The 25715-nt window shown below is 64.0% G+C and carries 21 protein-coding genes, 2 pseudogenes and 1 riboswitch; of the genes and pseudogenes, 12 read left to right on the top strand and 11 right to left on the bottom strand.

Annotated elements, in window-relative coordinates; genetic code table 11:
* Positions 1-4: 4 nt before the first annotated feature.
* Complete coding sequence (locus tag ACN9MO_RS09520; RefSeq protein ID WP_057254026.1) at positions 5-301, bottom strand: hypothetical protein; 297 nt, start codon at positions 299-301, stop codon at positions 5-7.
* Positions 302-784: 483 nt separating this feature from the next.
* Here ACN9MO_RS09520 and ACN9MO_RS09515 point away from each other — a divergent pair, with 483 nt between their 5' ends.
* The gene (locus ACN9MO_RS09515) at positions 785-2560 is read left to right on the top strand and encodes an SLC13 family permease (RefSeq protein ID WP_057254028.1); all 1776 of its coding nucleotides are present in this window, start codon (positions 785-787) and stop codon (positions 2558-2560) included.
* A gap of 81 nt (positions 2561-2641) precedes the next feature.
* Here ACN9MO_RS09515 and ACN9MO_RS09510 read toward each other — a convergent pair whose 3' ends face one another.
* The 6 genes and pseudogenes from ACN9MO_RS09510 to ACN9MO_RS09485 all read right to left on the bottom strand — a co-directional run bounded on the left by ACN9MO_RS09510 (position 2642) and on the right by ACN9MO_RS09485 (position 8803).
* The gene (locus ACN9MO_RS09510; protein ID WP_425987119.1) at positions 2642-3769 is read right to left on the bottom strand and encodes a TrkA C-terminal domain-containing protein; all 1128 of its coding nucleotides are present in this window, start codon (positions 3767-3769) and stop codon (positions 2642-2644) included.
* Between the two features lie 75 nt (positions 3770-3844).
* Positions 3845-3922 (bottom strand): annotated as a pseudogene (locus ACN9MO_RS09505) (hypothetical protein); the annotation flags it as partial.
* A gap of 121 nt (positions 3923-4043) precedes the next feature.
* A pseudogene (locus ACN9MO_RS09500) lies at positions 4044-4217 on the bottom strand (aspartate-alanine antiporter); the annotation flags it as partial.
* Between the two features lie 370 nt (positions 4218-4587).
* A complete protein-coding gene (locus ACN9MO_RS09495) occupies positions 4588-6240 on the bottom strand; it encodes a bifunctional aspartate transaminase/aspartate 4-decarboxylase (protein ID WP_057254032.1) in 1653 nt (550 codons plus the stop codon).
* A gap of 60 nt (positions 6241-6300) precedes the next feature.
* On the bottom strand, positions 6301-7989 hold the full coding sequence (gene aspT / locus ACN9MO_RS09490; RefSeq protein WP_244495700.1) for an aspartate-alanine antiporter: 1689 nt from the start codon (positions 7987-7989) through the stop codon (positions 6301-6303).
* A gap of 520 nt (positions 7990-8509) precedes the next feature.
* Positions 8510-8803: a DUF1330 domain-containing protein gene (locus ACN9MO_RS09485; RefSeq protein ID WP_057254033.1), complete on the bottom strand. Its 294-nt coding sequence runs from the start codon at positions 8801-8803 to the stop codon at positions 8510-8512.
* 215 nt (positions 8804-9018) lie between these two features.
* Positions 9019-9234: riboswitch (cobalamin riboswitch) on the top strand.
* Positions 9235-9339: 105 nt separating this feature from the next.
* Here ACN9MO_RS09485 and ACN9MO_RS09480 point away from each other — a divergent pair.
* The 9 genes from ACN9MO_RS09480 to ACN9MO_RS09440 all read left to right on the top strand — a co-directional run bounded on the left by ACN9MO_RS09480 (position 9340) and on the right by ACN9MO_RS09440 (position 19793).
* On the top strand, positions 9340-9753 hold the full coding sequence (locus ACN9MO_RS09480) for a DUF1636 family protein (RefSeq protein WP_057254035.1): 414 nt from the start codon (positions 9340-9342) through the stop codon (positions 9751-9753).
* A gap of 76 nt (positions 9754-9829) precedes the next feature.
* Positions 9830-10636, top strand: a complete 807-nt coding sequence (locus ACN9MO_RS09475) for an ABC transporter ATP-binding protein (RefSeq protein ID WP_057254451.1) — start codon at positions 9830-9832, stop codon at positions 10634-10636.
* Positions 10633-11586, top strand: a complete 954-nt coding sequence (locus tag ACN9MO_RS09470) for an ABC transporter substrate-binding protein (RefSeq protein WP_057254037.1) — start codon at positions 10633-10635, stop codon at positions 11584-11586. Before ACN9MO_RS09475 ends, ACN9MO_RS09470 begins: the two co-directional genes overlap by 4 nt.
* Before the next feature lie 3 nt (positions 11587-11589).
* A complete protein-coding gene (locus tag ACN9MO_RS09465) occupies positions 11590-12657 on the top strand; it encodes a FecCD family ABC transporter permease (RefSeq protein ID WP_082616066.1) in 1068 nt (355 codons plus the stop codon).
* 229 nt (positions 12658-12886) lie between these two features.
* Positions 12887-13447: a DUF924 family protein gene (locus ACN9MO_RS09460; RefSeq protein WP_057254039.1), complete on the top strand. Its 561-nt coding sequence runs from the start codon at positions 12887-12889 to the stop codon at positions 13445-13447.
* 126 nt (positions 13448-13573) lie between these two features.
* Positions 13574-16387, top strand: a complete 2814-nt coding sequence (locus ACN9MO_RS09455; RefSeq protein WP_425987110.1) for a mechanosensitive ion channel domain-containing protein — start codon at positions 13574-13576, stop codon at positions 16385-16387.
* A gap of 167 nt (positions 16388-16554) precedes the next feature.
* Entirely contained in the window at positions 16555-16833 is a 279-nt protein-coding gene (locus tag ACN9MO_RS09450) for a hypothetical protein (RefSeq protein ID WP_057254041.1), read from the top strand.
* A gap of 451 nt (positions 16834-17284) precedes the next feature.
* Entirely contained in the window at positions 17285-18841 is a 1557-nt protein-coding gene (locus tag ACN9MO_RS09445) for a caspase family protein (RefSeq protein ID WP_057254043.1), read from the top strand.
* A gap of 190 nt (positions 18842-19031) precedes the next feature.
* A complete protein-coding gene (locus tag ACN9MO_RS09440; RefSeq protein WP_057254045.1) occupies positions 19032-19793 on the top strand; it encodes an MBL fold metallo-hydrolase in 762 nt (253 codons plus the stop codon).
* A gap of 210 nt (positions 19794-20003) precedes the next feature.
* Here the strand turns inward: ACN9MO_RS09440 and ACN9MO_RS09435 are convergent, their stop codons facing one another.
* The 4 genes from ACN9MO_RS09435 to ACN9MO_RS09420 form a co-directional block, all read right to left on the bottom strand.
* A complete protein-coding gene (locus ACN9MO_RS09435) occupies positions 20004-21233 on the bottom strand; it encodes an RNA polymerase sigma factor (protein ID WP_082616068.1) in 1230 nt (409 codons plus the stop codon).
* Positions 21230-21583: a YciI family protein gene (locus ACN9MO_RS09430; RefSeq protein ID WP_425987109.1), complete on the bottom strand. Its 354-nt coding sequence runs from the start codon at positions 21581-21583 to the stop codon at positions 21230-21232. Before ACN9MO_RS09430 ends, ACN9MO_RS09435 begins: the two co-directional genes overlap by 4 nt.
* Before the next feature lie 278 nt (positions 21584-21861).
* Entirely contained in the window at positions 21862-23271 is a 1410-nt protein-coding gene (locus ACN9MO_RS09425) for an adenylate/guanylate cyclase domain-containing protein (protein ID WP_057254049.1), read from the bottom strand.
* Between the two features lie 156 nt (positions 23272-23427).
* The gene (locus ACN9MO_RS09420) at positions 23428-23844 is read right to left on the bottom strand and encodes a nuclear transport factor 2 family protein (RefSeq protein WP_057254051.1); all 417 of its coding nucleotides are present in this window, start codon (positions 23842-23844) and stop codon (positions 23428-23430) included.
* A 189-nt stretch (positions 23845-24033) separates the two neighbouring features.
* On the opposite strand from ACN9MO_RS09420, the gene ACN9MO_RS09415 reads away from it, so the two are divergent.
* Both ACN9MO_RS09415 and ACN9MO_RS09410 read left to right on the top strand, forming a co-directional pair.
* Positions 24034-24444 carry a GFA family protein gene (locus ACN9MO_RS09415; RefSeq protein ID WP_057254052.1) on the top strand — a complete coding sequence of 137 codons (411 nt, stop codon included), beginning with the start codon at positions 24034-24036 and terminating at the stop codon, positions 24442-24444.
* Positions 24445-24585: 141 nt separating this feature from the next.
* A complete protein-coding gene (locus ACN9MO_RS09410) occupies positions 24586-25659 on the top strand; it encodes a cyclic nucleotide-gated ion channel (protein ID WP_057254054.1) in 1074 nt (357 codons plus the stop codon).
* Positions 25660-25715: the final 56 nt, after the last annotated feature.

Raw genomic sequence — 25715 nt, 5'->3', positions numbered from 1 at the left:
TGCGTCAGTCAAAATCGAAAATATCATCCGGCTGCCAGCGCCGGCTGGTGAGGCGCAACGACCGGTCCGGCTCGATGATATAGGTTTCGTAGACCTTGCGGCCGTACTGGTCGATGAACTGGTGCGGCACGATGCTGCCGACAGGCGACTTCGTGAGCTTGGTGCGCGGCTGGCCGCCATAGGTGATGCTGCCGGGGATCGGCTCGAGGTTCGACGAATAGCCGTAATAGCTTGAGCCGCCGCTTGCGGTACAGCCGCTCAGAAGCAGAACGACGGAGAGGGCGGCAAGGGCGTTTTTCATGTCGGCGATCCTCGGTTACGGGTGCGCTTGGTAGGGGAGGCGCAGTCAGGTTCCTCGCCTTCAAATGGACTACGGAACGCGCTGCAACACTTTGATCTATTGTACAATTTCCTGATGCAAATCCAAGGGCTCGCAATTATCTAGGCAAGCCTAGCGCCTGCTTCGAGCAAGCCTGGGGCGACGCGGTGGAGGAAGCGGATGGTCCGCTGGCACCGGCGGCAAAAGCGGCGGCCAAGGCGCTCCAACACCCTTTGCTAAAGTGTAGGGCGGCAACGGTGTTTTCCAAGTCGGCAACGTCGCGTGAATGCCTTGCGGTCGCTGGAGAATTTCGCCTTCGTACCCAGATTTGTCGCTGAGCCGGATTCCGGTGCGGAGAAAGATGCGTTACTTCTCTCGTGAACGTTCCGGCGGATCGCGCGTTTCGGCCTTGCGCCAACTGCACGTTCCGTCCCGCCCAGTCCTTTCGCCGAACCCGGGTATTGCATGACCGCCGAACAGTCTCTCGCGTTTATCGTCATCGGCGCCATGATGGTCTTCTTCATCTGGGGGCGGTTTCGATACGACGTGATCGCCTGTTCTGCGCTGATGCTGGCGGTGGCCGTCGGCATCGTGCCTTACGATCATGCCTTCGACGGTTTCAGCGACGACATCGTCATCATCGTCGGCAGTGCCTTGATCGTCAGCGCCGGCGTGGCGCGCTCAGGCGTGGTGGATGCGGCGATCCAGCGCTTCCTGCCCAATATCTCGTCGGTCCGGGCCCAGCTTGCGCTGCTGGTCATCACGGTGACGGTGCTTTCCGCCTTCATCAAGAATATCGGGGCGCTGGCGATCATGCTGCCGGTCGCCTTCCAGTTCGCCCGGCGGTCGAATGTCCAGCCTTCGGTCTTCCTGATGCCGATGGCCTTCGGTTCGCTGATTGGCGGGCTGATGACGCAGGTCGGCACCTCGCCGAATATCGTCGTGTCGCGCGTGCGTCAGGAACTGACCGGCGAGAGTTTTACGATGTTCGACTTCACGCCCGTCGGCGCGACCTTGGCGCTGGTCGGCTGCATCTTCCTGCTCTTTGCCTACAAGCTCGTGCCGCAACGGACCAGCAGCCAAGTTTCGGTTCATTCGGCGATCGAGATTACCGACTATACGTCGGAGGCCGTCGTTGCTGCCGGATCTCCCGCGATTGGCAAGTCACTCAGCGCTCTGGTCAAGCTCGGCGATGGCGGTGCCGTCGTCATCGCCATTTTTCGCCGCGGCCTGCATCTGGCGCCGCTGCCCGACATCACGCTTGAAGCCGACGACATCCTGCTGCTTGAAGGCGGGCCGGGGGCGCTCGATCGGATTGTCTCGCAGGCCAAGCTGAAGATCGCCGGAGACCGCTCGCCGGGTAGCCGCGAGAAGGCAGGGTCCGAAATCGAGGCGGTGGAGGCGGTCGTCGGCAGCGGTTCGCCGATCGAAGGCATGTCGGCGCAGCGCCTGGCGCTGTTCAACACCCACAATATCAACCTGCTCGCCGTCAGCCGCCAGGGCGAAAGGCTGAAGCAGCGGCTCGGCAGCATTCGTCTGAGAGCCGGCGACGTCATTGTGTTGCAAGGCGCGCGGCGCGAATTGACGTCTTTTCTGCAGGACTTCGGCTGCCTGCCGCTCGCGCAGCGCGAGATCCTGCTCGGCACCACGCGCAAAGCGCCGTTGCCGCTTCTGGTCCTGGCCGCCGCCATGGGCTCGACGGCAGTCGGCCTCGTGCCGGTGCCGATCGCCTTTTTCGCAGCGGCCCTTGCCATGGTCATCTTCCGCATTATTCCGTTGCGCGACGTCTACCGTTCCGTCGACGGGCCGATCCTCGTGATGCTGGCGGCGCTGATCCCGGTCAGTGATTCCCTGCGCACGACCGGGGGGACGGAAGTCATTGCAGGGTGGCTCGGTACGGTTGCCGCCGGCTTGCCGCCGGCAGGCGCGCTGACCATCATCCTGATTGCGGCAATGGCGGTCACACCGTTCCTCAACAACGCCGCGACCGTGCTGGTCATGGCGCCGATCGCCGCGAGCTTTGCCGGTGCGCTCGGCTATCGGCCGGAAGCCTTCCTGATGGCGACCGCCATCGGCGCCGGCTGCGATTTCCTGACGCCGATCGGCCACCAGTGCAACACGCTGGTCATGGGTCCGGGCGGCTACCGGTTCAGCGACTATCCGCGCCTCGGCCTGCCGCTCTCGCTCGTGATTGTCATCGTCAGCATACCGACGCTGATGGTGGTCTGGCCGCTGCGGTAGTTTCCTGACCTAAAGTCAGGCCGCTCCGTGCATGACGCAGCAATCGGCCGGCACGGCATGCTGACGTCGGCGGTTTAGACGCTACCCAAGAACCGTGACAAGCACAGCCCCCCAGAGCGCCAGGAGCACGTTGCCGATCGCATAGCCAAGGCCGTAGCCGAGGGTTGGCACTGGGCTGCCGGCAGCCTCCTGCACGGCGGCGAGCGCCGGCGCCGAGGTTCCAGCGCCGCAGCAGGTGCCGGCGAGCACGCCTTCGTTCATGCGGAAGACCCAACGGCCAAGCGCAAGTGCTGCGAGGTGCGAAATCAGGCAGATCAGCAGACTGGCGATCACGAGCGCCGGACCGGACTGAACGAGGCCCGTGACGAAGCTCGGGCCGGCCGAGATGCCGACGCAGGCGATGAAGGGGCAGAGCCCGACGCTGTCGAAGAACCAGAGGGTTGACTCCGGCACGAAGCCGAAGGTGCGCCGGACCGAGCGCAGCCAGCCGGCGACGAGACCCGCGATCAGGACGCCGACCGCAACGCCGAGGCCGATTTCAAGGGCTCCGAGTTTCAGCGCGGGTATGCCGATGAGGCCGCCGAGGAAAATGAAGACGCCGACATAGACCATGTCGGTCGCCGTCGTCTTGCGATCCGCATAGCCGAGCCGGGCAGCGACATCCTCCACATGGCGCCTGGCACCGGCGATCGACATCACGTCACCCCGGCGGATTGTCAGCCCGGGGAAAATCGGGATCGGCTGGCCGGCACGCAGGATGCCGCGCAGGAAGACCGAGCGCGCCTCGGGCTGCTGCTTGAGCTGCCAAAGGCGTTTGCCGGCGACGTCCTTGTTGGTCACCACCACGTCGAGAATTTCGACCGGAATGTCGAGAAGCTCGCGGTCATCGATCTCGGTGCCGATCCGGCTGGCATATTCCACCAGGAAACCGCGAAGCCCGGCGACCGCAATAATGTCCCCGGCCTGCAGTCGCTCTTGCGGGGCGGGGGAGATGATCTCATTGCCCCTGCGAATCTGCTCGATATAGGCCTTCTGATGCTCCGGGACTCGCGCCTCCGCTTCCGCCACGGTCAGGCCGACCAGATTATCGGCGATCTCGAAGGCGCGCGCTTCGATCTCGCGGCGGGCGGTATCGCCGCTGTTCTCCGGGGCGATGTTGAGTTCGGCTTCGAGCTCGGCGCAGGCTTCCTTCAGGCTGCGGCCGAACATGCGCGGTGCGAGCTGCGACTGGACGAGGATCGCGGTGACGACGCCGACGAGATAGGCGACCGCAAAGCCGGTGGCCACGGCGGATTCGAATTGGGTGACGGCTTCGGGTGTTGGCGCCGTCTTGCGGAAGGTGTCGATGGCGACGCCGACGGTCGCCGATTCCGTTGCCCCGCCCGCAAGGACGCCTGCGGCCGTGCCGAGATCGAAACCGCAGGATCGAAAGAAGGATCGCCGCCGCGAGCGCCGCGACGCAGAGCGTCACCGTGACGGCGATCTGGGGCAGGGCATCGGCATTGAGGCTCTGGAAGAATTGCGGGCCGGTGCGGTAGCCGATGGCGAAGAGGAACAGCAGGAAGAACGCCTGCTTCACGTCGTTCGACAACACGGCGCCCGTCTGTCCGATCAGCACGCCCGCCAGCAGGCAGCCGGTAACGGCGCCGATGGTCACGCCGAAGATGGTGATCTTGCCGACGGCGTAGCCGATGCCGAGCGCGAGGAAGAGGGCGAGCTCCGGATGCGCTCTGAGGATGCCGAACAGGTGATCGATCACGCCGCTTTACTCCCAACTCCATGCCGAAGGGGCGCCTTCAGCCTGATGATGCGCTGCTCACTTGCCGGCAGGACCCTGCCGGAAAATCCGGGGTGGCTGGGTAACAGGGCGTCTGCTCACGCCCTTCTGCATGTGTCCTTCAATCGTCGCCGCTTGAAGGACAAAACATGCAGCATTCGAAAATGCTACAGCGACCGTTGCGCGTCTAATTGGACGCGCGGCGCTGCAGGGGGAGGCGGCCGACGGGTTTGCCGGCCGCTTTGCTCGGCTAGCTGATCTTCAGGCCCTTGGCCGCCTGGTAGGTCTGCACGTAGCCACGCGCCACGGAGCGCACGGCACGGCCGATCTGCGAATAGGCGTCGTCATTGAGGTTGGCGAAGGAAACGCGCGCCGACCAGTTTGGCGCGTCGAAGCCGGAGCCGTTCAAGAGAACGATGCCGTGATCCTCGGCCAGTCGGAAGGGAATGTCGAGCGGATGGATGTTGTCCTTCACCCATTCGACGACATCCTGCCCGACATATTTGCGCAGCCAGAACTCGAAATCGATGATGCCGTAATAGTGGTCGAAATAGATGCCCGGGTTGGACTCGACGCCCATGCCGTTTACGAGGTTCCAGAACCGCTTCGTGCAGATGGCGATGCAGGCCTTCTGGTAGGCCTTCTCGACATCCATCAGCTCGACCAGGCTGAAGAGCGACATCATCACCTGCTGGGGAAGCGACAGGCCGGCGGTGTGGTTCAGCGCCACGTCGCGGCTGTCGGCGACGATGCGGTCGATGAACTTCACCTCGCGCGGCTTCGGCGTCATCGCCTTGTAGCGCTTTTCCAGAAGCTTTTGGATCGGCTCGGGATGCGCCTTGATCCTCTCGTCGAAGATATTGTCCTGGGCAACGGCCACCACGCCGAGGCGCCAGCCGGTGCAGCCGAAGTACTTCGAATAGGAATAGACGCCGATGGTGTTGCGCGGCAGATGGCCGAGCAATGACTGGAACCCCGGGACGAAGGTGCCGTAGACGTCATCGGTAAGGATGATCAGATCGGGACGCTTGTTGTTGACGAGATCGACAAGGCGCTTGATCGAATCCGGATCCATCGCGACGGCGGACGGGTTGCCGGGGTTGACCAGGAACAGCGCCTTCACCTCGGGGTTTTCCAGCGCCTTGATGTCATCGTCGGTGAACTGGAAGCGGTCTTCCTGCTCGGCGCTGACATTGATGGTCTTCAGCGTGTAATCCTCGAGCTGCGGCATCTCGAGATAGGGCGTGAAGATCGGCGTTCCGAGCGCGATCGTGTCGCCGGCGTTGAGGATGCGGGCGTTCTTCAAGGCCTTGAAGATGTAGCACATGGCGGCGGTGCCGCCTTCGACCGGGTAGAGGTCGAATTTCACGCTTGGCCGGTGGCCGGCGCACATCGCCCACATCAGATATTCGTGGGTGATGATCTCGTTGTGATGCAGCGCCCGATCGGGGACCGGATAGTTGTCGCCGATGATCGAGTCGGTCAGCTCATGCACGAATCCATCCGGGTCGAAGCCGAAGGTGTTGATGGCATAGGCGACGGCGTCACCGAGGGTTTTGGCGGCCGGGACGCCTTCGTCTTCCTCGTCCACGGTTTCCGTGCTTTGAAGCTGTTTCTTGATCCACTTCTGGAACCGCGCATGCGCTCCGTCCTGGGGCGGCATGCCGGCGACACCCGCCTTCGGATCGTAGTAGGCGCGTTTCGCCTCCGTCAGGGCGAACTGGCCGAGCAGGAAGAAGGCTTCGCGGGCCCGCGTTGCCGTCCAGTTCGGGTTGCCGCGGCCGGCATTGAGGAAGGCCTTGGCGGATTTCTGCGAGCTCGTCTTGGCGAGCTTGATCAGTTCGTCCTTGATCTCGAACGGGCTGAGATCGGAAATGCTGTCGTAGAATTTTCTGTCCAACATGATCCACACTCCCTGTGATCTATGAAATTGGAACAATGGTCTCGGTTCTGCCTGCCCGCCTCAGGCAAGCATGATGACGATGACGAGGCCGAAGATGGTGAGCAGCGTGTTGCCGATGGCGTAGGGCATGCCGTAGCCGAGTGCCGGCACCTTGCTCTTGGCCGCCTCCTGGATCATGCCGAGTGCGGCCGTCGTGGTTCTGACGCCGGCGCAGGCGCCAAACAGGATCGCCGGGTGGAACTTGAAGACATAGTGGCCGATGAGCACCGAGGCGATCATCGGGATGGAGGTTGCAACGACTCCCCAGATGAACAGCGAAATGCCAACCTCCTGGAGGCCTGCGACGAAGCCCGGTCCGGCGCCGATACCGACCACGGCGATGAAGATGTTGAGGCCGAGCGTGTTCAACAGCCACAGCGCCGGCGACGGGATGCGGCCGAAGGCGGGGTAGGTGGTGCGCAGCCAGCCGAGCACGAGACCGGCAAGCAGGGCGCCGCCTGACGTGGATAGCCCGATCGGAATACCGCCGATCGTTATCGTCAGCGCCCCGATCATCGCGCCGATGAACAGACCCCAGCCGAGGAAGGCGATGTCGGTGGTTTCGACCGGGCGATCGGCAAAGCCGAGAGCCTTGATCGCCGCTTCGACGTGCCTCCTGGCGCCGCCGATGGTGACGATGTCGCCACGCTCGACGGTCGTGCCGGGAAGGACCGGGATCTCGACCAGCGAGCGCACGATCTTGCGGGCATAGACGCCGCGCGCCCAATCCATCGTGCTGACTTCGGCGAGTGTCTTTCCGGCCAGCGCCTTGCTGGTCACGTAGACGTCGACGATCTCGGCCTCCGCGTTCAGAAGCTCCTTGTCCTCGACCTCCGTCAGCTTGCTGTCCAGGTTTTCGACGAGCAGGGCGCGCCTGCCCGAGAAGGCGACGACGTCGCCCGGCTGCAGCACGGTGTTGCCATCCGCTTCGATGATCCGATCGCCTCTTCGCAGGCGCTCGACGAAGACGCGAATGCCGGGAAGCAGGTTCTTGACCGGCGTTCCGGTTAGCCCGCTTGCTTCGTCGATCCGATAGGCCCGAAGGCCGAAATCATGATAGGCGCGGGTGATGCCGGGTTCGCTGCTCTCGGTGCCGCCGCCGAGCTTGGCCTCATACTCCTTGCAGGCCGCCGGAAGATCGATGCCGAGAAGTTTTGGGCCAAGCTGGGCGAGGATGATGGCAGAGCCGATCGTGCCCCAGATGTAGGTGACCGCATAGGCAATCGGAATCTGGTCGGCAAAGGTCTTGGCCTGCTCCGGCGTCAGCCCGAGCGAATTGATCTGGTCCGTGGCAACGCCGATCGCAGCCGAGATCGTCTGCGACCCGGCATACATGCCGGCGCCGTAGCCAAGCGGAAGCCCGGCGATCAGCGCGCAGAGATAGGGAACGATGAGGCACAGCACCAGGACAGACAGCGCAAAGGCAATCTGCTTCGGCCCATCGGTGCTCAAGCCGCGCACGAATTGCGGGCCGACACCGTAGCCGACGGCGAACAGGAAGATCAGGAACAAGGTGGACTTCAGATCACCGGAAACCTGGATGCCCAGCTGCCCGATGAGGACGCCCGCCAGGAGCGTGGCGGTGACGTTTCCGAGATTGAACCCCGCGACCTTGATGGGTCCGATCAGGAAACCGATGCCGAGGGCGAGGAAGACAGCGACCGGAGGATAGGTCCGAAGCGTCTCGACGAAGAAGTCAATTGGATTCACTGCCATCCCCTTTAGAAAGTTGCGTTGCCATCACTTCATTTCGGGACCTGCGCGGCTAAGTTGATTTTATCGGTGGCTTGTCGATGCCCAATCCTAGCTTTGGCAATTGTCGCTTCGGCTGCTGATTTTCTCAACGGCCTTGGGGTTACGTGAGCGTAACGTACGTTAAATTTCCGGCTTTTGCGCGCAGTGGGGGCTGATGAGCGCTGCGCGGCACCGGTCCGAAAGCGTCGGGCCGGGCGGTCGTGCGAAGGCAAGTTCGAGAGGGTGGCGGCGCGCCGGTCGCGATGAAGGTACACGGTCCCACCACGGCGGATTTCGCCGGCTATTCAACTCTGACGTTGTATTTTTATGTTATCGCATAACGGATGGACATGACGAAACGCCGCATGTCGATGGACCCGGAGCACATGCCCCGCAGTTGCTTCATCCGCGCGCCGCGAAGCTTGAAGTGACGGGGGCGCTCATCCGTTCGTTTCACGAGCAAGGCCGGCAATTGCGGCCAGTCTTGCGCTCCGCTTCAGATGGCGACGCCTTCGAGTGCTATGATCCGTGTCCTGGCACAGCGCTCACGGATCGTCTTCAGGCGCTGATACTCCGGCGATTGGTACCAGGAGAGCAAGGCTTGCATGTCCGGGAACTCGAGGATGACGAGCCGGTGCGGTTCCCAGTCGCCTTCAAGCACCCGGGTTGCGCCACCGCGGCCGAGATAGCGCCCGCCATAGCGGGCCTCCGTCGCCGGCACCTCTCTTTTGTATTCCTCGAAGGTCGCTGCATCGGTGATATCGACATCGGCGATCAAATAGGCAGCCATGGCAGAGCTCCTTTCCCGACAAGCCAAGGAGCAAGGATACGCCGGTCGTCGCCGTCAGGCGAGACTCTCGCCCGCGGCGGCCGGCAGGGTGACTTAGGATCATTACCTTGTTGGTTGTTGTTATGTTATGTTATAACAGTCAGTACATGACGAAACGCCGCATGTTGATAGATCCCGGCCGCCCGACCCCATCGGTTGTATCCGCTGCCGATTCATGCGAGGAAGAGCGCGATGGTGCTGCGTCCGCGACAATGCGGAGGCGGCTGAAAAGGGAACACGGAACGGACGACCCTGACGGGACCGAAACCGTGGCTGCCCCCGCAACTGTGAGCGGACAGCGCATTCACACCATGTCACTGGCCAATGGCCGGGAAGACGTGGATGCGCCGCGACCCGCGAGCCAGGAGACCTGCCATCGAACCGATCAACCACAACGGACGGGGTGTTCCGATGGAAAAGAACTGGCTTTCGCGCGACGGTCATCCGTCATCCTGCCGCTTCGCCATCTCTTGCCGTCAGTCCGGCGGAGAGAGAAAATGGCTGAGCCGACTTCCCGACAGCATAAGATAACGGTCTGCACCGATTGCCGTTTTACCGGCGGCCCCTGCATGCCGGGCGCCGAGCTGATAAAGCGTCTTAACCGCAGCATTGCCGCCCTCGGCGCGCCGCTCGATCGTGATTTCTCGATTGCCGGCACGGTCTGCATGGCGGCATGCACGCGCCCCTGCACCATCGCCTTCCAGGCGACGGGCAAGGCGACCTATCTCTTTGGCGACATTTCGCCGGAAGAGGACATCGACGATCTCGTCCGCTTTGCCGCCACCTATGTGGAGCGCGGCGACGGCATGACGCGGGCTGCCGAACGGCCGCGCGGGCTGAAGGGCAAGACGCTCGCCCGCATCCCGGCGGCCATGCTCGTCTCCGAAGACGTTGCGGGCCATTTCCAATGAGCGCGACACGCATGCGCTCAAGCGCGTTTGGTGCGTCGGGGATGGACGCGTGGCGCTGCCGGGGTGGGATCAGACCATGACCTGCACCGCAACAGGAGCCGCCCTTCGCGTTAAGGGGCTTTGCTGGGGGCCGCGCCCGGGGCTGACCCTGGTCGACGACATGGACTTCGCGATCGAGGCGGGCAGCCGGCTTGCGATCCTCGGGCCGAACGGGGCCGGCAAGACCTCGCTCTTACGCTGCCTTTACCGGGCGGTGCAGCCGAATGCGGGCCGCATCGAGGTCGACGGCGTCGACCTGTGGTCGATTTCGGCGCGCGAAGCGGCGAAAACGATCGCCGTCGTGCTTCAGGAAATGCCCGGCGATTTTCCCTTCAGCGTGCGCGACGTGGTGATGATGGGCCGCATCCCGCGGCGGGAGGGGCTCAACGGCTGGACGGACACCGACCGCGAGCGGGTGCAGCATGCACTCTCCCATCTCGATCTCGCCCATCTGGCCGGCCGCCAGTTCTCGACGCTCTCGGGCGGCGAGAAACAGCGGGTGCTGATTGCCCGGGCGCTTGCCCAGGAGCCGCGCATCATCATCCTCGATGAGCCGACCAACCATCTCGACATCCGCCACCAGCTCGAAATCCTCGAGCTGTTGCAGACGTTGAAGCTGACGATCGTATCGACGCTGCACGACATCAATCTCGCCGCCGAATTCGCGACTGACGTGGCGATCGTGACGGCGGGGCGGCTCATCGCCTTTGGCACACCCGACGCGGTGCTGAGCCCGCGGGCGCTGTCCTCCGCCTTCGGTGTCACCGCCACCGCCCACAGCACCGCCGTTGCCGGCACCGCCCGTTTCTCCTTTTCACTTCCTCGACAGGGATCCATTTCATGAAGATCAACATTGCCTCCTCTGCCTTCCTGTTTCTCATCGCCCCTGCTGTGCCGGCGCTCGCCTATCCGGTTACCGTCAAGAGCTGCAACCGCGAGGTGACCTTCGATGCTGCGCCGAAGCGGGCGATCGCCAACGACGTCAATCTGATCGAGATGATGCTGGCGCTGAAGCTGCAGGACCACATGGTCGGCTACACCGGCGTTTCCGGCTGGAAGACGCTGGATGAAAAGCTGCGCGAAGGTGTGAAGGAACTGCCGGAGCTTGCGGAGAAATATCCGACCAAGGAAGTGCTCCTCAACGCCGACGCCGATTTCTTCTTCGCCGGCTGGAACTACGGCATGAAGGTCGGCGGCGAGGTGACGCCCGAGACCTTGGCGCCGTTCAAGATCGGCGTCTACGAACTGACCGAATCCTGCATCCATGTCATGGCCAGGGAAAAGCCTACGATGGACGACATGTTCGTCGATCTCCTCAACCTCGGCCGCATCTTCGGGGTCGAGGATCGCGCCGAGGCGCTGGTCGACGGCTACCGCCGCCAACTGGCCGCGATCACCGAGGCAAATGCCGGCCGTGAAAAGCCGACGCGCGTCTTCGTCTATGATTCCGGCGAGGAAAAGCCCTTCACATCAGGCCGCTTCGGCATCCCGACGGCGATGATCGAGGCGGCCGGTGGCGCCAACATCATGGACGACGTCGACAAGAGCTGGGTGGAGGTCTCCTGGGAGCCGGTGATCGATCGCAATCCGGAGGTCGTGGTGATCGTCAACTACGGCGAGGTGAAAGCCGAGGACAAGATCGCCTTCATGAAGAACAATCCGGCCTTCGCCACTATCGATGCGGTGAAAAACGACCGCTTCGTGGTGCTCGATTATGTCGAGGCGACGCCGGGGCCGCGCAACATCGACGCCATCGCCCGGCTCGCCAAGGTCTTTCACGGCGAGGGCCTGTAACCGATGCTGGCTGAGGATACGTCGCCTGGTCCCGCTGCCGTTTCGCGGGTTGTTCCCGTTCGGGTGATCCGCGGCGGGGTCGGGGTGTTTGCGGCGTTGCTGCTGCTTCTCCTGACCGTGACCGCGGGCGTGTCGCTCGGCTCGGCGCCGATCCCGGTCACCACCGTCTGGTCGATCGTCGCAAGCAAGCTCGCGCCCGGCAGCGTCGAGGCCTTCTGGTCGGCGGGGCGCGAAAGCATCGTCTGGGACGTGCGCCTGCCGCGGGTCATGCTGGCGGGGCTTGTCGGCGCCGGATTGGCGCTGACAGGCGCCGTGCTGCAATCGGTCACGCGCAATCCGCTTGCCGATCCGCATCTGCTCGGCGTCTCCTCGGGCGGCGCGCTCGGGGCGATCGTCGCACTGCTCCACACCGGAATGATCCTCGGTCTTCTCACGGTGCCGCTCTTTGCCTTTGGCGGCGCGCTGCTGGCAACCGTGCTGGTCGCTTTCGTTTCCCGCGCTCTAGGCACCAGTGCCGATCGCCTGGTGCTTGCCGGCGTCGCCGTCGCCTTCGTGCTGACGTCGATCGGCAATCTCATGATCTTCCTGGGGGATCCGCGGGCGACGCACACGGTGATCTTCTGGATGCTCGGCGGCCTGGGTCTCGCGCAATGGCCGCATCTCATCTATCCGGCGCTCGTGCTGTCAGTCTCGCTCGGCTGGCTGGTCGTCCGATCGCGGGAAATCAACGCGCTTGCCATGGGCGACGAGACGGCGATGACGCTCGGCATTCCCGTGCGCCGCTTCCGTCTGACGCTCTTCGTCGTCACCGCGCTCCTGACCGGGGTCATGGTGGCCTTTTCCGGAGCGATCGGCTTCGTCGGGCTGATGGTGCCGCATTTCGTGCGGCTCTTTGCCGGCAGCGACAATGTCCGGGTCATCCCGTTTTCGGCCTTCTTTGGCGCCTTGACGCTGATCATGGCCGACCTCGTGGCCCGCGTCATCATGGCGCCGGAGGACATGCCGATCGGCGTCGTTACCGGCATTGTCGGCGGCATCGCCTTTGTTGCCATCCTCACGCGGCGCGCGTAAGGCGTGCATCGACATTGGGCATGCATGGAAATGGGCCGGTCCGCGCCTATGTCTTAGCGCATGTCTCCTTGAATCGAACTCGATTTAAGGACAAAGACATGCAGAAAATCAAAGTGCTACAGCGACCATTGCGCGTCTGATAAGACGCGCGGCGCTGTAGCGCATGCATGGCTGCCCGATCAGGCCTCGAAAGGGGCAGGACCGGCAGAAGAGCGGTGCGAGGGAGCAAATGACGAACGAAGTTGAAATCTGCACGCCGGATGACGTTTTGAGCTTCTGGTTCGGCGAGCTCACCTATGACGACTGGTTCACGATGAGCGGCGAACTGGATAAGGCCTGCATTCGTCGTTTCCAGGCATCGCACCTGGCGCTTGCCCGCGGGGTCAGCGAGATCTGGCGCGCAACGCCGGAGAACCGGCTGGCGGCGATCATCCTGCTCGACCAGATGCCGCGCAACATGTATCGCGGCACGCCGCTTGCCTTCGCGACCGATTGCCTGGCACTGCACGAGGCGAAGCTTGCCGTCGGCATCGGTGCCGACATGGCGATCAAGCCGGAAGCGCGCGCCTTCGTCTATCTGCCGTTCGAGCATTCGGAAAACCTGACCGACCAGACCATGTCGGTGAAGCTTTTCACCGAACTCGGCGATGCCGACTATCTCGACTATGCCATCCGCCACCGCGAGGTGATCGAACAATTCGGCCGCTTCCCGCACCGAAATGCGCTCCTGGCCCGCGTCTCGACAGACGCCGAGCTTGCCTATCTGGCACAGCCCGGCGCCGGCTTCTGACGAAAAATCCGGCGCTGGAGCGCAATTGGCGGCGTCTTTTGCATCTTTCCGCCGTCTTTCGTATTCACACCGCATTGTGACGACCACTGACGCGATTCCGCACCATGGTCTCAACCTGCAAGGATCATGAAATTGCGTTCTGTCGGAAAATTGCCTGCCATTCTCGTCTGCCTGCTGGCGCTTGCCGCCGCCGGCCCGGTCATGGCGCAAGGCACGACGCAACCGGCACAAGGTACGACCCAGAGCGCAACTCAGCCAGAGCAGAAGGCGACGCCGGCTCAGCCGGCCCAGACCGCAACGCAACCAGCCGGCAAGGCGGCGGCACCCGCGCAGGATGGTGCGCAGCCCGCTGACAAAGGCGCGGCACCCGGCGGCGCGACACCCGGCGCTGCCACCCAGCCGGCCGCGACGGCGGTTCAGCCGGCGCAGACGGCAACCCCGCCGGCCGGCGAGGCGGTTCCGGAGGATGCCACGCCGCCGGCCCAGAGCCAGGCGGCCGATCAGCTTTCCAAGGCCGCCGAGGATCTCAAGCGGCTGACGGACCTCGTCGACAAGGCCAAGGACGACGACATCGTGCTTGCCGACCTCAAGGTTCAGGTCGACGCGCTCGCCAAGCAAATCATCGGCGTGTCGGTCTCGACCCGGCCGCGCCTCGACGAAATCAAGGGGCGGCTCACCGAACTCGGCGATCCGCCGGCCGAGGGACAGCCGCCCGAAGCCGACATCGTGACCGCAGAGCGCAAACGGCTGATGGCCGAGCGCGGCGCCATCAACGCGCTCACCGGCGAGGCCGAGGGTCTTTCGATCCAGGCGACGAAGCTTTCCAACACCATTACCGCGACAAGGCGGGCGCTGTTTTCCAACACGCTGCTGAAGAACACCGAAGTCTCGACCGGCATGTTCGACGACGCTCTGACGGCGACGGCGGACGAAACCCGCGTGCTCTCGCGCAGTGTCGGGAGCTGGCTGAGTTTTGCCTGGAACTACAAGCGCGTGCCGCTTTTGACGGCGCTGTTCCTGTCGCTGCTGGCGGCGCTCGTGTTCCTTGCCGGCAGCCGCAGGCTCTTTCGCCCGCTGATCCAGCATGACATTACCGATGAGGAACCGAGCTACTTCCGCCGCCTGTCGGTCGCCTTCTGGTCCACGCTGATCCCGACGATCGCCTCGGCCGCCTTCGCGATTTCAAGCTTCCTGTTCCTGCGCGGCTTCAACGTGCTGCGCTCCGACATCGCACCGATCATTGCCATTACGCTGGGGGTGGCGGTGGTGGTGTTCTTCGTGACAAGGCTCGCCCAGGCGGTGTTGTCGCCGCGCGATGCGCGCTGGCGGCTCGTCAGGGTTTCCGATCGCGGCGCCAGGATGCTGATGATCGCGATCTTCGCCATGGCGCTGGTCAACGGTCTTGATTACCTGTTCGGCGGCGTCAGCGAGGCGCTCGGCTCGCCGGTGGTGCTGACCGTCGTCAAGAGCTACATCGCCTCCATCGTCATCGGGCTCATCATCATGGCGTCGGCCTGGATCAAGCCGACGCTCAGAAAGGACGAGTCCTTCGATGCTCATGGCCGCGCCTGGCCGCGGCTGGTGTCGTTCGCGCTGCTTGCGACCGGGGCCTTGCTGATCATTGCGGCCGTCTCCGGCTATGTCGGTCTCGCCCGCTTCATCGCCACGCAGATCATCATCACCGGCGCGATCCTGGTGACGATGTATATCGGCATTCTCACCGGCCGGGCCGTGGCCAAGCAGGGTGCGTTTGCCGAGACGGCGGCCGGGCGCTATCTCGAGCGCCGCTACAATCTGGAACAGGTGGCGCTCGACCAGATCGGTCTTGCCGCGGGCCTCAGCATCTATGCCCTGGTCGTGATGGTCTTCATCCCGCTGATCCTCTTGCAGTGGGGCTTCCAGGTCGCCGACATCGAGTCCTGGGCCTACCGGATGGTGACCGAGATCAGGATCGGCTCGATCACCATCTCGCTGGTCGGCATCCTCGCGGGCGTCCTGTTCTTCGCGCTCGGTTTTGCGGTCACCCGCTTCGTGCAGCGCTGGATCGACGGCAACATCATGGCGAGAAGCCGGGTCGATGCCGGCGTGCGCAACTCGATCCGCACCGGCATCGGCTATACCGGCGTCGGCCTTGCGTGCCTCATCGGCCTCTCGGCAGCGGGCATCGATCTCTCGAACCTCGCGCTCGTCGCCGGTGCTCTCTCGCTCGGCGTCGGTTTCGGTCTGCAGAACATCGTTTCGAATTTCGTGTCGGGTCTGATCCTGCTCGTCGAGCGGCCGTTCAAGGTGGGCGACTGGATCGTCAGTGGTACGACGGAAGGCTTCGTCAAGCGCATCTCGGTACGCGCGACCGAGATCGAGACCTTCCAGCATCAGTCGATCATGATGCCGAACTCGCTGCTGATCAACGCCTCGGTCGGCAACTGGACGCACCGCAACAAGCTCGGCCGCTCCGAGATCGCCGTCACCGTCACCTATGCCAGCGATCCGCGCCGGATCATGGAACTGCTGTCCGAGATCGCCGCCGCCCATCCGATGGTCTTGAAAAACCCTTCGCCGACCGTCGGTTTTACCGCCTTTGGCGACGAGCGCATGACCTTCGAGCTCCGGATTTACGTCGCCGACGTCTTGACCGGCGGCGGCGTGCGCAACGACCTGCGCGTGTCGATCTACGAGCGTTTCCGCGACGAGCGGATCGGCGAGCCGTTCCCGGTCAAGATCGAGGACGTGCCGGTCGAGGACCAGACCGGCATCGAAAGCCACCACCCGGAAGAGGTGGGCGAACCGAAGGGCGCCACCTCCGCCGAGGCAAGAGCGTCGGCCAAGGCGACGGCTTCAGGCAAACCGGCTGCTTCCGCAGCGCCGCTCAACGAGGAACGCGAGGCAGAAGAAACGGGCAGTCGCCGAACCGCCAGCCGCCGCGCAAACCCGAACCGCTGATAAACGGAGCGTTCAGCCGCTATTCAGCCGGCGTGCCATAAAAAGCATGCAATTCTTCTGGTGACCGATTACGTTGTCATCGGCTGAAGAGGTGGCCGGCGCAGCGTCGCGAAACCGACGGGGCGGCCGGCTCGGCGAGAGGGCGGCGCTTCGCGCGCCGATGGGCAATGAAGAAATCTGTGATTGCTTTGCTTTCCGGCGTACTGGTGGCCTACGTGCCTATGGCAGGCGCGGCCAGTGCCGCGACGGTCACGAACAAGGACAGCGAGACCGCCGTCCTGGTCGTCGTCGAGGGCGAAAGCCGCATGGAAGTGGCGATCGCCGCAGGCGCCACGGAGATGATCTGCCCGAGCGGCTGTTTCGTGACGGCGCCGAGCGGCGACCGCATCGGCCTGCAGGGCGACGAGAATGTCGAGATCGTCAACGGCAATGTCGTGGTGAAGTAACCGGAAACCAGCCACTGAAGGGCGCGGACTCTTCCGCGCCCCTAGAGCGCCGTGCGTTCAGACGAACGCGCAAAGGACGCTCTAGTACTTTGATCGTAGAGCATCTTTTCGCTTCAAGTGATTCCACTCGGACGCTCTATAGCGCAGCAGTTTCAGACGAACGCACAAAGACGCTCTGGCTCTTGAAGTCGAGAGCAGTTTTCCGCTCTCAATGTTTCCACTTGAGAGCGGAATGCATTGGCGCCCACAGCTAATCACGGCGCGCCAATCCCATTGGATGGCGAATGAACCGGCACTCCCGCCCGTCAATACGACGAGAGACGGGGTGGCCCCGGCGAATGCCTTTGCCATCCCATCGAAGCGCATTGACACGACCCATGCCCGGTAGCACGCTCGGCTGTTCGGCCGACGTTGCTCGCCACGGTCGTTCGCGCATTGCGGGAGGGGAACCATGCCATTCCTTCGCATCGCCTTGGCCGTCCTATTGGTGTTTTGCGCCACGCAAGCGTTTGCCGAGAAGCGCGTGGCGCTGGTCATCGGCAATTCCGCCTATCAGCATGTGGCGGCGTTGCCCAATCCCGGCAATGACGCTGCCGACATGGCGGCCAAGCTCGAAGGGCTCGGCTTCGAGGTGGTGACCGGTGTGGATCTCGACCTCTCGGGCGTGCGGCGCGTATTGCGCGATTTCGTCGACCGTCTCGATGGCGCCGATCTGGCGCTTTTCTACTATGCCGGCCATGGTCTTCAGGTGGACGGCGAAAATTATCTTGCCCCTGTCGACGCCAAGCTCGCCTCCCATGTCGATCTCGATTTCGAGGCGGTGCCGATGAACCTGATCCTGTCGGCGATGGAGCGCAGCACCAGGGTCAATGTCGTGCTGCTTGATGCCTGTCGCGACAATCCGCTCGCGGTCAATCTCGCCCGCTCCATGGGCACCCGATCGGCCTCGGTCGGCCGCGGACTTGCCAAGGTCGGCACCGGCATCGGCACGCTGATCGCCTTTGCCACCCAGCCCGGCAATGTCGCGCTCGACGGCAGCGGGCGAAACTCGCCCTTTACATCGGCGCTGCTCAAGCATCTCGGCCAGCCGGGACGCGACATCACCCGCGAGCTGATCGAGGTGCGCCGCGACGTTCTTGCGGCAACCGGCGGCAAGCAGGTGCCCTGGGACAATTCCTCGCTGACCGGCGAGGTGGTGCTGAAGCCTGCCGATGGCGGCCAACCGGCGTCGGTCAGGGAGCCGGCGACGGACCAGACTGCTGAGCTTGCCTATTGGGAAACGATCAAGGATGGGACGGAGCGCGATCTGTTCGACGCCTATCTGCAGCAATATCCCGATGGTGCTTTCGCATCCCTGGCGAAGGCCAAGATCCGCATCATCGAGCGGGTCTCCGCCCCGGCAACGGAGGGCGTTACCGACGTGCCCGCCGGCCAGGCCGTGGCGGCCGTTGATCCGGCCGCAGCCGCAGCGGGTACCGACGATCGCGCCTTGACCCGATCGATCCAGCAGCAGCTGAACCGGCTCGGCTGTCGGGCCGGCAGCGAGGATGGGCTGTGGGGCGCCGGCAGCCGCAAGGCGCTGGAGGCATTTGCCAGGCACAGCAAGGCTGAACTCGCAACGCTCGAACCTTCCAGCGACGTGCTCGAGCGCCTGAAGGCCGAGAAGGCGCGGATCTGCCCGCTTGCCTGCGCGCGAAACCAGGAGGCAAAAGACGGCCGTTGCGTGACGATCCGGCGCGAGGCCAAACTGCCCGAGCCGAGCGCGACCCAGGGCACCGCCAAGACACCGGCGAAGAGCACCGGCACGCGAGCGATCAGCCCGCCGGCCGAGCTGAAAAAGAAGAGCTTTGCCGGCTGCCCCGACAATGCGGACGTCGCCTTCCGGCAGATGTTTTCCCGCGGCTCTGGCCGCGGCAGGACGACGATAGCCGCCACGCACTCCTGCGGTCGTGCCTTCGCCTGTTACCGGGCGGCAAGGGGCCAGCCGTGGGATTGCGGCTGGCGGTGAGGCTGCGTGTGGCAAGCGGCGATCCGGGCGCTGCGGCGTTAGCTGGAGCGTCTCAGGTCCGCCGGCCGAAAGCCGTCGCGCGCCTTTTGGCGGCGTGGCAGAGGGCAAATTTCGGCTCTTGATTTTACCGCCGCCTCAGCAAGGATCACGGCGACATCCGTCACCGCTTTCCGGCAAGGGAGGACTCCCCATGAAACTCCAGCTTATCCGCAACGCCACGCTCAAGCTCGACTATGCCGGCCATACCGTGCTCATCGATCCCTTTCTCGGGCCGAAAGACAGCCTGCCGTCCTTTGCCGGGCGCTCGCCCAATCCGACGGTCGAGCTGCCGGTCGATATCGACACCATCCTGGCCGGTGTCGAACTCGTCATCATCTCGCATCTGCATGAGGATCACTTCGACGACACCGCCAAGGAGCGGGTGCCGAAGGGGCTGCCGATCCTCTGCCAGCCGGGCGACGAGGAGGCGATCCGCGCCGCCGGCTTTCGCGACGTGACGCCGCTTTCCGACAAGGCCAGCTGGCAGGGGCTGACGCTGACCCGGCGTGACGGCAGCCATGGGCTCGGTCCGGTCGTCCAGGACATGGGGCCTGTCATCGGCTTCAGCCTTGAGGCGAAGGGCGAGCCGACGGTCTACTGGGCCGGCGACACGGTCTTCTATCCAGCAATCGAGAAGACGATCCGCGAAACGAAGCCTGACATCATCGTCACCCATTCCTGCGGAGCGAAGTGGAATGGCGATCTCATCGTCATGGATGCCGAGCAGACGATCAAGGTCTGCGAGATGGCGAAAAACAGCACCGTCATTGCAACGCATATGGAGGCGCTGGATCACGCGACGGTCAGCCGAAGGGAGCTCAGGGCAGCCACCGATGCCCATGGCATCCCCTTGACGAAGCTGGTGATCCCTGATGACGGCGACGTGCTGACGCTGATACCGCCGGTGGTCTGATTTCTTCAGATGGCGCAAGCCCGGAAGAGAGGCGTTTTGTACCTTGGCTGCGGGTCGGTCCGCGGAGGCGCCGGGCGAGCTTACGGGATCGAGAAGATGCTGATCTCGTTGGTGATGCCGCGCAGAGCCACATTGTGCGACTGCGGATTGAGGCCGCGGTCTTTGAGCAGGCTGCCACGCCGCTGCGTCGTTGACGCTTCGCCCTCCGGCTCAATGCTCGAGCGTCGCCAGACATTTCTCCAGCCACAATCGCTCGGCCGACGGCGGGGCGAGCGCGAGCAGGCGCCGATAGGCATCGCGCGCCTCCACCTTCCTTCCCACCTTAGTAAGGAGCGCGGCACGGACGGCGTGGTAGGGGCGAAAGGCTGCGAGTCCAGCGCCGTTTAGCGCTTCGATCTCGGCAAGCGCCGCAGCCGCGCCCATGACCTCGTTGAGGGCCACTGCCCGGTTGAGCCGCACCACGGGATCGTCGCCAAGCGTCAGCAGCGCGTCGTAGAGGCGCAACACGGCCGGCCAGGGCGCCGGTTCTTCCAGGCTGCACCTCGCGCACCAGGCGCTGTGGATGGCGGCATGAAGTGCGCGTGGGCCGGCCGGGTTCAAGCGGGCGGCCTGATGCAGGTAAGCTTCCGCCTCGGCAATCCGCGCCCGGTCAAAGAAGCGCGGATCCTGTTCGGCAAGCGGCACCATCACGCCGCCGTCGTCAAGCCGTGCCGGCCGGCGCGCTTCGGCATAGCGGACCGTTGCGGCGAGCGCGAGCACTTCCGGCTCGCGCGGCAGCAGTTCGGCCAGCACCCGTGTCGCGCCCAGCATCTCCTCGGCATAGGCGGCATGTGGGCCAGCGCCGGCGGCATCCTCATGGGCTTTGGAGTAGGCGATTTCAATTGTCGACAGGACCGCTTCGAGACGCTCAGGCCAGGCATCCGGGCCCGGAATTTCGAAGGGCACTCCGGCTTCGGCGATCTTGCGTTTGGCGCGCACGAGCCGCTGGGCGAGCGTTGCTTCCGTCAGCAGGAACGCCTCGGCGATCTCCAGGGTCGAAAGCCCGCAGACAAGCCGCAGCGTCAACGCGGCGCGCGCCTCGGGCGCCACGGCCGGGTGACAGCAGACGAAGATGAGCCGCAGGCGCTCGTCGGGAATGAGGCTGGCATCGTCCGACATCTCGTCCTCCACGGTCGGCGTCGGTGGCGGCGGGTCCGGCCGCAACCGTTGCCGTACCTGCCGGCGTCGCAGCCAGTCGAGCGCACAGCGCTCTGCGGTCCGGTAGAGCCAGGCGGCGGCATCGCGGGGCGGTTCCTCGCGGCTCCAGGCCCCTGCGGCACGCGCGCAGGCTTCGGCGAAGGCCTCCTCGGCGAGATCGAGATCGCGATAGCGGGCGGCGAGCGCGGCGACGATGCGCCCGCCTGCCTGCCTGACCGCCGCCGCCAGCAGGTCCGCGCTCACGCGCCGCCCAGCAGCGGGCCGATCTCGATCGCGCCGTCCTGCAGCACGGGAACCTTTCGGGCAATGGCGATCGCCGCATCGAGGTCCGGTGCCTCGATCAAGTAGAACCCGCCCAGTTGCTCCTTCGCCTCGGCATAGGGTCCGTCATGGACGCTCTTTGCGCCGTTCTTCGTGCGAATGGTCGTCGCGCTCACCGTGCCCTTCAATCCGGCGCCGCCGATGCGGGCCGAACCGAGTTCCCTGTTGAACGCCATATGGCAACTGACGATCTCCTCCATGGCCGGCCCTGCCTTGTCAGGGCCATAGATTGCTTCGTCTTCATAGATCAGCAACGCATATTGCATCGTCATGCCTCCCGGGAATGATGGCCACGCCCATCGCAGCCATCCGACCACATAGACGCTTGAGCCTCTGCGGAATCGACCATGGCGGAAAAATTACTTCTCGCCGGTATTCGCCCGGCCACGATATCATCAGCGCTCCCCGCGTTTCGAGCGCGAAAAGCAGCAGGTCGTCACTGCTGCATGTGTCCTCAAAAACGGGGTGGAATTGCGCGGTCGCTGGGAAGCGGTGCGGATGGACGCCGCCGGCGGGCGACGGCTGCATGCCGCAAGCAGGTCATGACCGTTCACGGGATCGAGAAGATACTGATCTCGTTGGTGATGCCGCGAAGAGCGACATTGTGCGACTGCGGATTGAGGCCGCGGTCGCTGAGCAGGCCGGAGGTGCGCGGGTCGTCGAGCACGGAGCTGGTGGCGAAGATCTCGCGCGAACTCGCGAGATGCTGGACGCGCGAAGCGATGTTGACCGTCTGGCCGAAATAATCCTGGCGCTCGTTGAGGTTGACGGCGATGCACGGCCCCTCGTGGATGCCGATTTTCAACAGCAGATCCTCGGAGCCCCGGTCCTCGTTGAGCTGTCGCATCGCCTCGCGCATGCGCATGGCCGCCGCAACCGCTCGGTCTGGCGTCGGGAAGGTTGCCATGACCGCGTCGCCGATCGTCTTGACCACGGCGCCCGCCTCGGCGGCAACGATCTCGTTGACTGCGCTGAAATGGGTCTTCACCAGATCGAAGGCTGCGAGATCGCCGACCCGCTCGTAAAGTTCGGTGGAGCCGCGCAGATCCGAGAAGAGGAAGGTGAGGCTGGTGATCTTCAGCCGCTGGTCTACGTCGATCGTGTCGGTGCGGTAGATATCGCGGAAGGTCTGGTTGGAAAGCAGCCGCTTGGCGGTGAGGAACGGACGCCGGCGGCCGAGGATATCGTGCAGGGTGTCATTGGCGATACAGACCGAGGGCAGGGTGCGCACATCCGTATGGTTTTCCACCTGGATGCGCAGCGGACCCGGCTGCATGGTCAACGCCTCGTCGTGCCGGTGGCCGCGATCGAAGACGAGCGACAGCGTCCGCCGCTCCTTGGTCGGCTCGCCCTTGACGTCGATGAATTGCGCGGCATGGGTCACCGGCTCGAAGACGATGATGAATTCCGCCGGCATCTGCAGCGAGATGACCGCCTTTTCGCCGGGCGGCAGTTCGAGCGCCTCGATCATGAAATCGTCGACCTGGGCCTCGTAGTCGTCCTCGGGCAAATCTATGCCGGAGCCCCAGTAGACCTGGCGGAAATATTCGAGCGGCGGCAGCTCGTGCGGGTTGTGGGCCTCGATGTGGCGTACCCGCGGGTTGACGGTGAAGGTCACTTCCACCATCTCGTCGAGCGTCGGCTCATAGCCGGCGGCGCAGAGCGAGCAGGTATAGGTGTCGCTCTGCACGGTCTTCAGCGAGGTATTGCTGTCAAGCACACCGCCGCACCCGGGGCAGAGCACATTCCACGACAGCTCGAAGAGCCCGAGGCGTGAGGCATGCAGGAAGGCGGCGATGACCTTTTCTTCGTCGAGCCGATGCTCGGCGGCAAAGGCGAGCGCATTGACGCGGCAGAGCTTGCGGTCCGGCGCTTCCCGGACAAATCGCTCCAATACGCCGGCGATGTCAGGCTGCACGTTTTGGCGCAGCATGTCGAAGAGAGGCTGAGCGTCACTCATGATTGCATCCTACACCGAAAAGAACCGGCGGGGCAGCCAGTTTGTCGGTGTGGGTTCGCGTGCCGGAGATTGGCCCTAGCCGGCTTTCCCGCCACTTTAATCCGCCTTGGCGACGAGGCTGAAATAGCCTCGCCGCACATGGGTCGATCGCGTGCTCTACGCCGCCTTGCGGTCGCGGCCGAAGGGATCGCCGAGCACCGATTCCGTGTGCAAGGAGGCCAGCCATCCACCGTCCTTGCGGATCCAGGTGGTGGCGTCGGCCGCCTTTATCGTCAAAGGCTCTCCCTCGACTTCCATCTCTTCCGTCACCGTGTAGGCGATGACGGCGACGTCCTCGCGCGGAAAGATGACGCTGACGTCGTCGAGGCGAAACGCGTTGAGCTTCCAGGAACCTTCGGCCTGGTCGGCCATCCTGCGATAGTCATCGCGGGTAAGAATGGCCGCCCCTTGCGCCCCCACGACGATCGACCGTTCGGGCAGCATGGCCACGGACGCCTCGGTATCCTTCTCCAGGATGGTTCGCCAGAATTCCTGTTCGAGATCGATGATCTCCTGTTCGTCGGCATGTGCCATGGTTTGATTCCTCCGTTTACAATTTGCAGAAGCCATGGGACGGACAAAGGTTCCGACCAAAAAGACCTCGCCGCATAGCGCGCATTTTTTGCGCGACCGCGTGAGATCGAAGCCGAACCGCCCCGCGGGAACCCAACACCCGCCTCTGTCGTTTTCCGGATCCAGCAGTTGCGAAGCAGGATGAGACACATGAGGATCTTCTCGGGAAAATGCCTCTGCGGCCAGGTGCAAGTATCGCTTCGTGGCGAACCTCTGCGCGTCGGTATCTGCCACTGCATGGATTGCCGGAAGGAAAGCGGTTCGGCCTTCACCTTCTATGGCATCTGGCCCGCGGATCAATTTGAACGTACCGGCGACACGTCGGAGTTTCAGGGACGGTGTTTCTGTCCCGGTTGCGGGTCGCGGGTTTTTTCGGTCGATGCGCGTGAGGCGGAGGTCAAGCTCGGTATCCTGTCCGACGCGCCGACCTCGCTTAAGCCGAGCTACGAGCTCTGGATCAAGCGGCGCGAGCCATGGCTAAGGCCGGTCGAGGGGGCCGAACAGTACCAGGAGGATCGCGAACGGGCAGCCGACGAAGGGCCGGTCGACACGCGCTACTAGAGCGCGCGTCACTGTCAATCTACCATCCCTTAATTAAGCGTCGATTCATCGATGGAATTGTGCTTAAGATCAAAGCGTTACTGCGCTGCTGGCATGTCGGGCCGAGGTATCGCCTGAGAGCGCGGGTCGCTGGGGGAGTGAATGTCGGCACGGCCTTTCCTGAAAATCTCCGCGCCGCTCAACGGGCTGTTGGCGGCGGCGGGGCTTATTACGGTCGCGGCGCTGACGGCGCGGGATATTGGCCTGACGGCCAAGCTGTCGCTGGAGCTTGTGCTTGCCGGTATCTGGGCCATCTATGTTCTGCAACTGGCCGATACGGTGATCCGGCAGCGGGCGAAGGACGATCGCGGGCGGACGCCCGAACTCATCATCGATCTGCTTGCCGTCGTGGTTCCGCTTGCCGGATTTCTTCTCGCTGGCCCGCGTGACCAGAGCCTTTATTGCGGTATCTGGCTGTTGAAGCCGCTGCGTCATTTCACCTTCTTCCGGCTGCTTGGCCGGGTGGTGGCGCGGGCGGCACCCAATCTCGTCGGTGTCACCTCGGTCTTCGGCATCGTTCTCTTCGGCGCATCGCTTTTTGCCTATCTCATCGAGCGCGATATCCAGCCGGACAAGTTCGGCAGCATTCCCCAGGCCATGTGGTGGGCGGTGGTGACACTTTCGACCACGGGCTATGGCGACGAGATTCCGATGAGCTTTGCCGGTCGGGTGCTGGCGGGCCTCGTCATGATGTGCGGCATTGGCATCTTCGCGCTGTGGGCCGGCATTCTTGCCACCGGCTTCTTCGAGGAGGTGCGCCGCCAGGATTTTGTGCGCAACTGGCAGCTGGTTGCGGCCGTGCCGTTGTTCCAGAAGCTCGGCTCGGCCGCCTTCGTCGAGATCGTGCGGGCACTGCGCCCGCGGGTGGTTCCGGCGGGTGCCATCATCTGCCGCAAGGGCGAGGCGGGCGACCAGATGTTCTTCATCGTCGAGGGCCGCGTCAGCATTACGACCCCTTCGCCGACACCCATCGAACTCGGCCCCGGCAGCTTCTTCGGCGAAATGGCGCTGATCACGGGCGAGCCGCGCTCGGCGACCGTCAGCGCAGCCACGGAGGTCTCGCTGCTGTCGCTCTATGCGGAGGACTTCCAGATGCTGTCGAGCAGCAATCCGGAGATCGCCGAAGTCATCCGCAAGACGGCGGAGGCGCGGCGTGGCGGGACGTCCAGGGATTGACGGGATGGTGGCATCCGGCGGCAAGACGCGCCATGCTGGCACACGACCTCGTTATT

The sequence above is a fragment of the Ensifer sp. R-19 genome (assembly GCF_049905105.1).
Classification (GTDB): Bacteria; Pseudomonadota; Alphaproteobacteria; order Rhizobiales; family Rhizobiaceae; genus Ensifer.
Note: the sequence above shows the minus strand (reverse complement) of the source record. Positions and strands in the feature narration are given on the sequence as shown.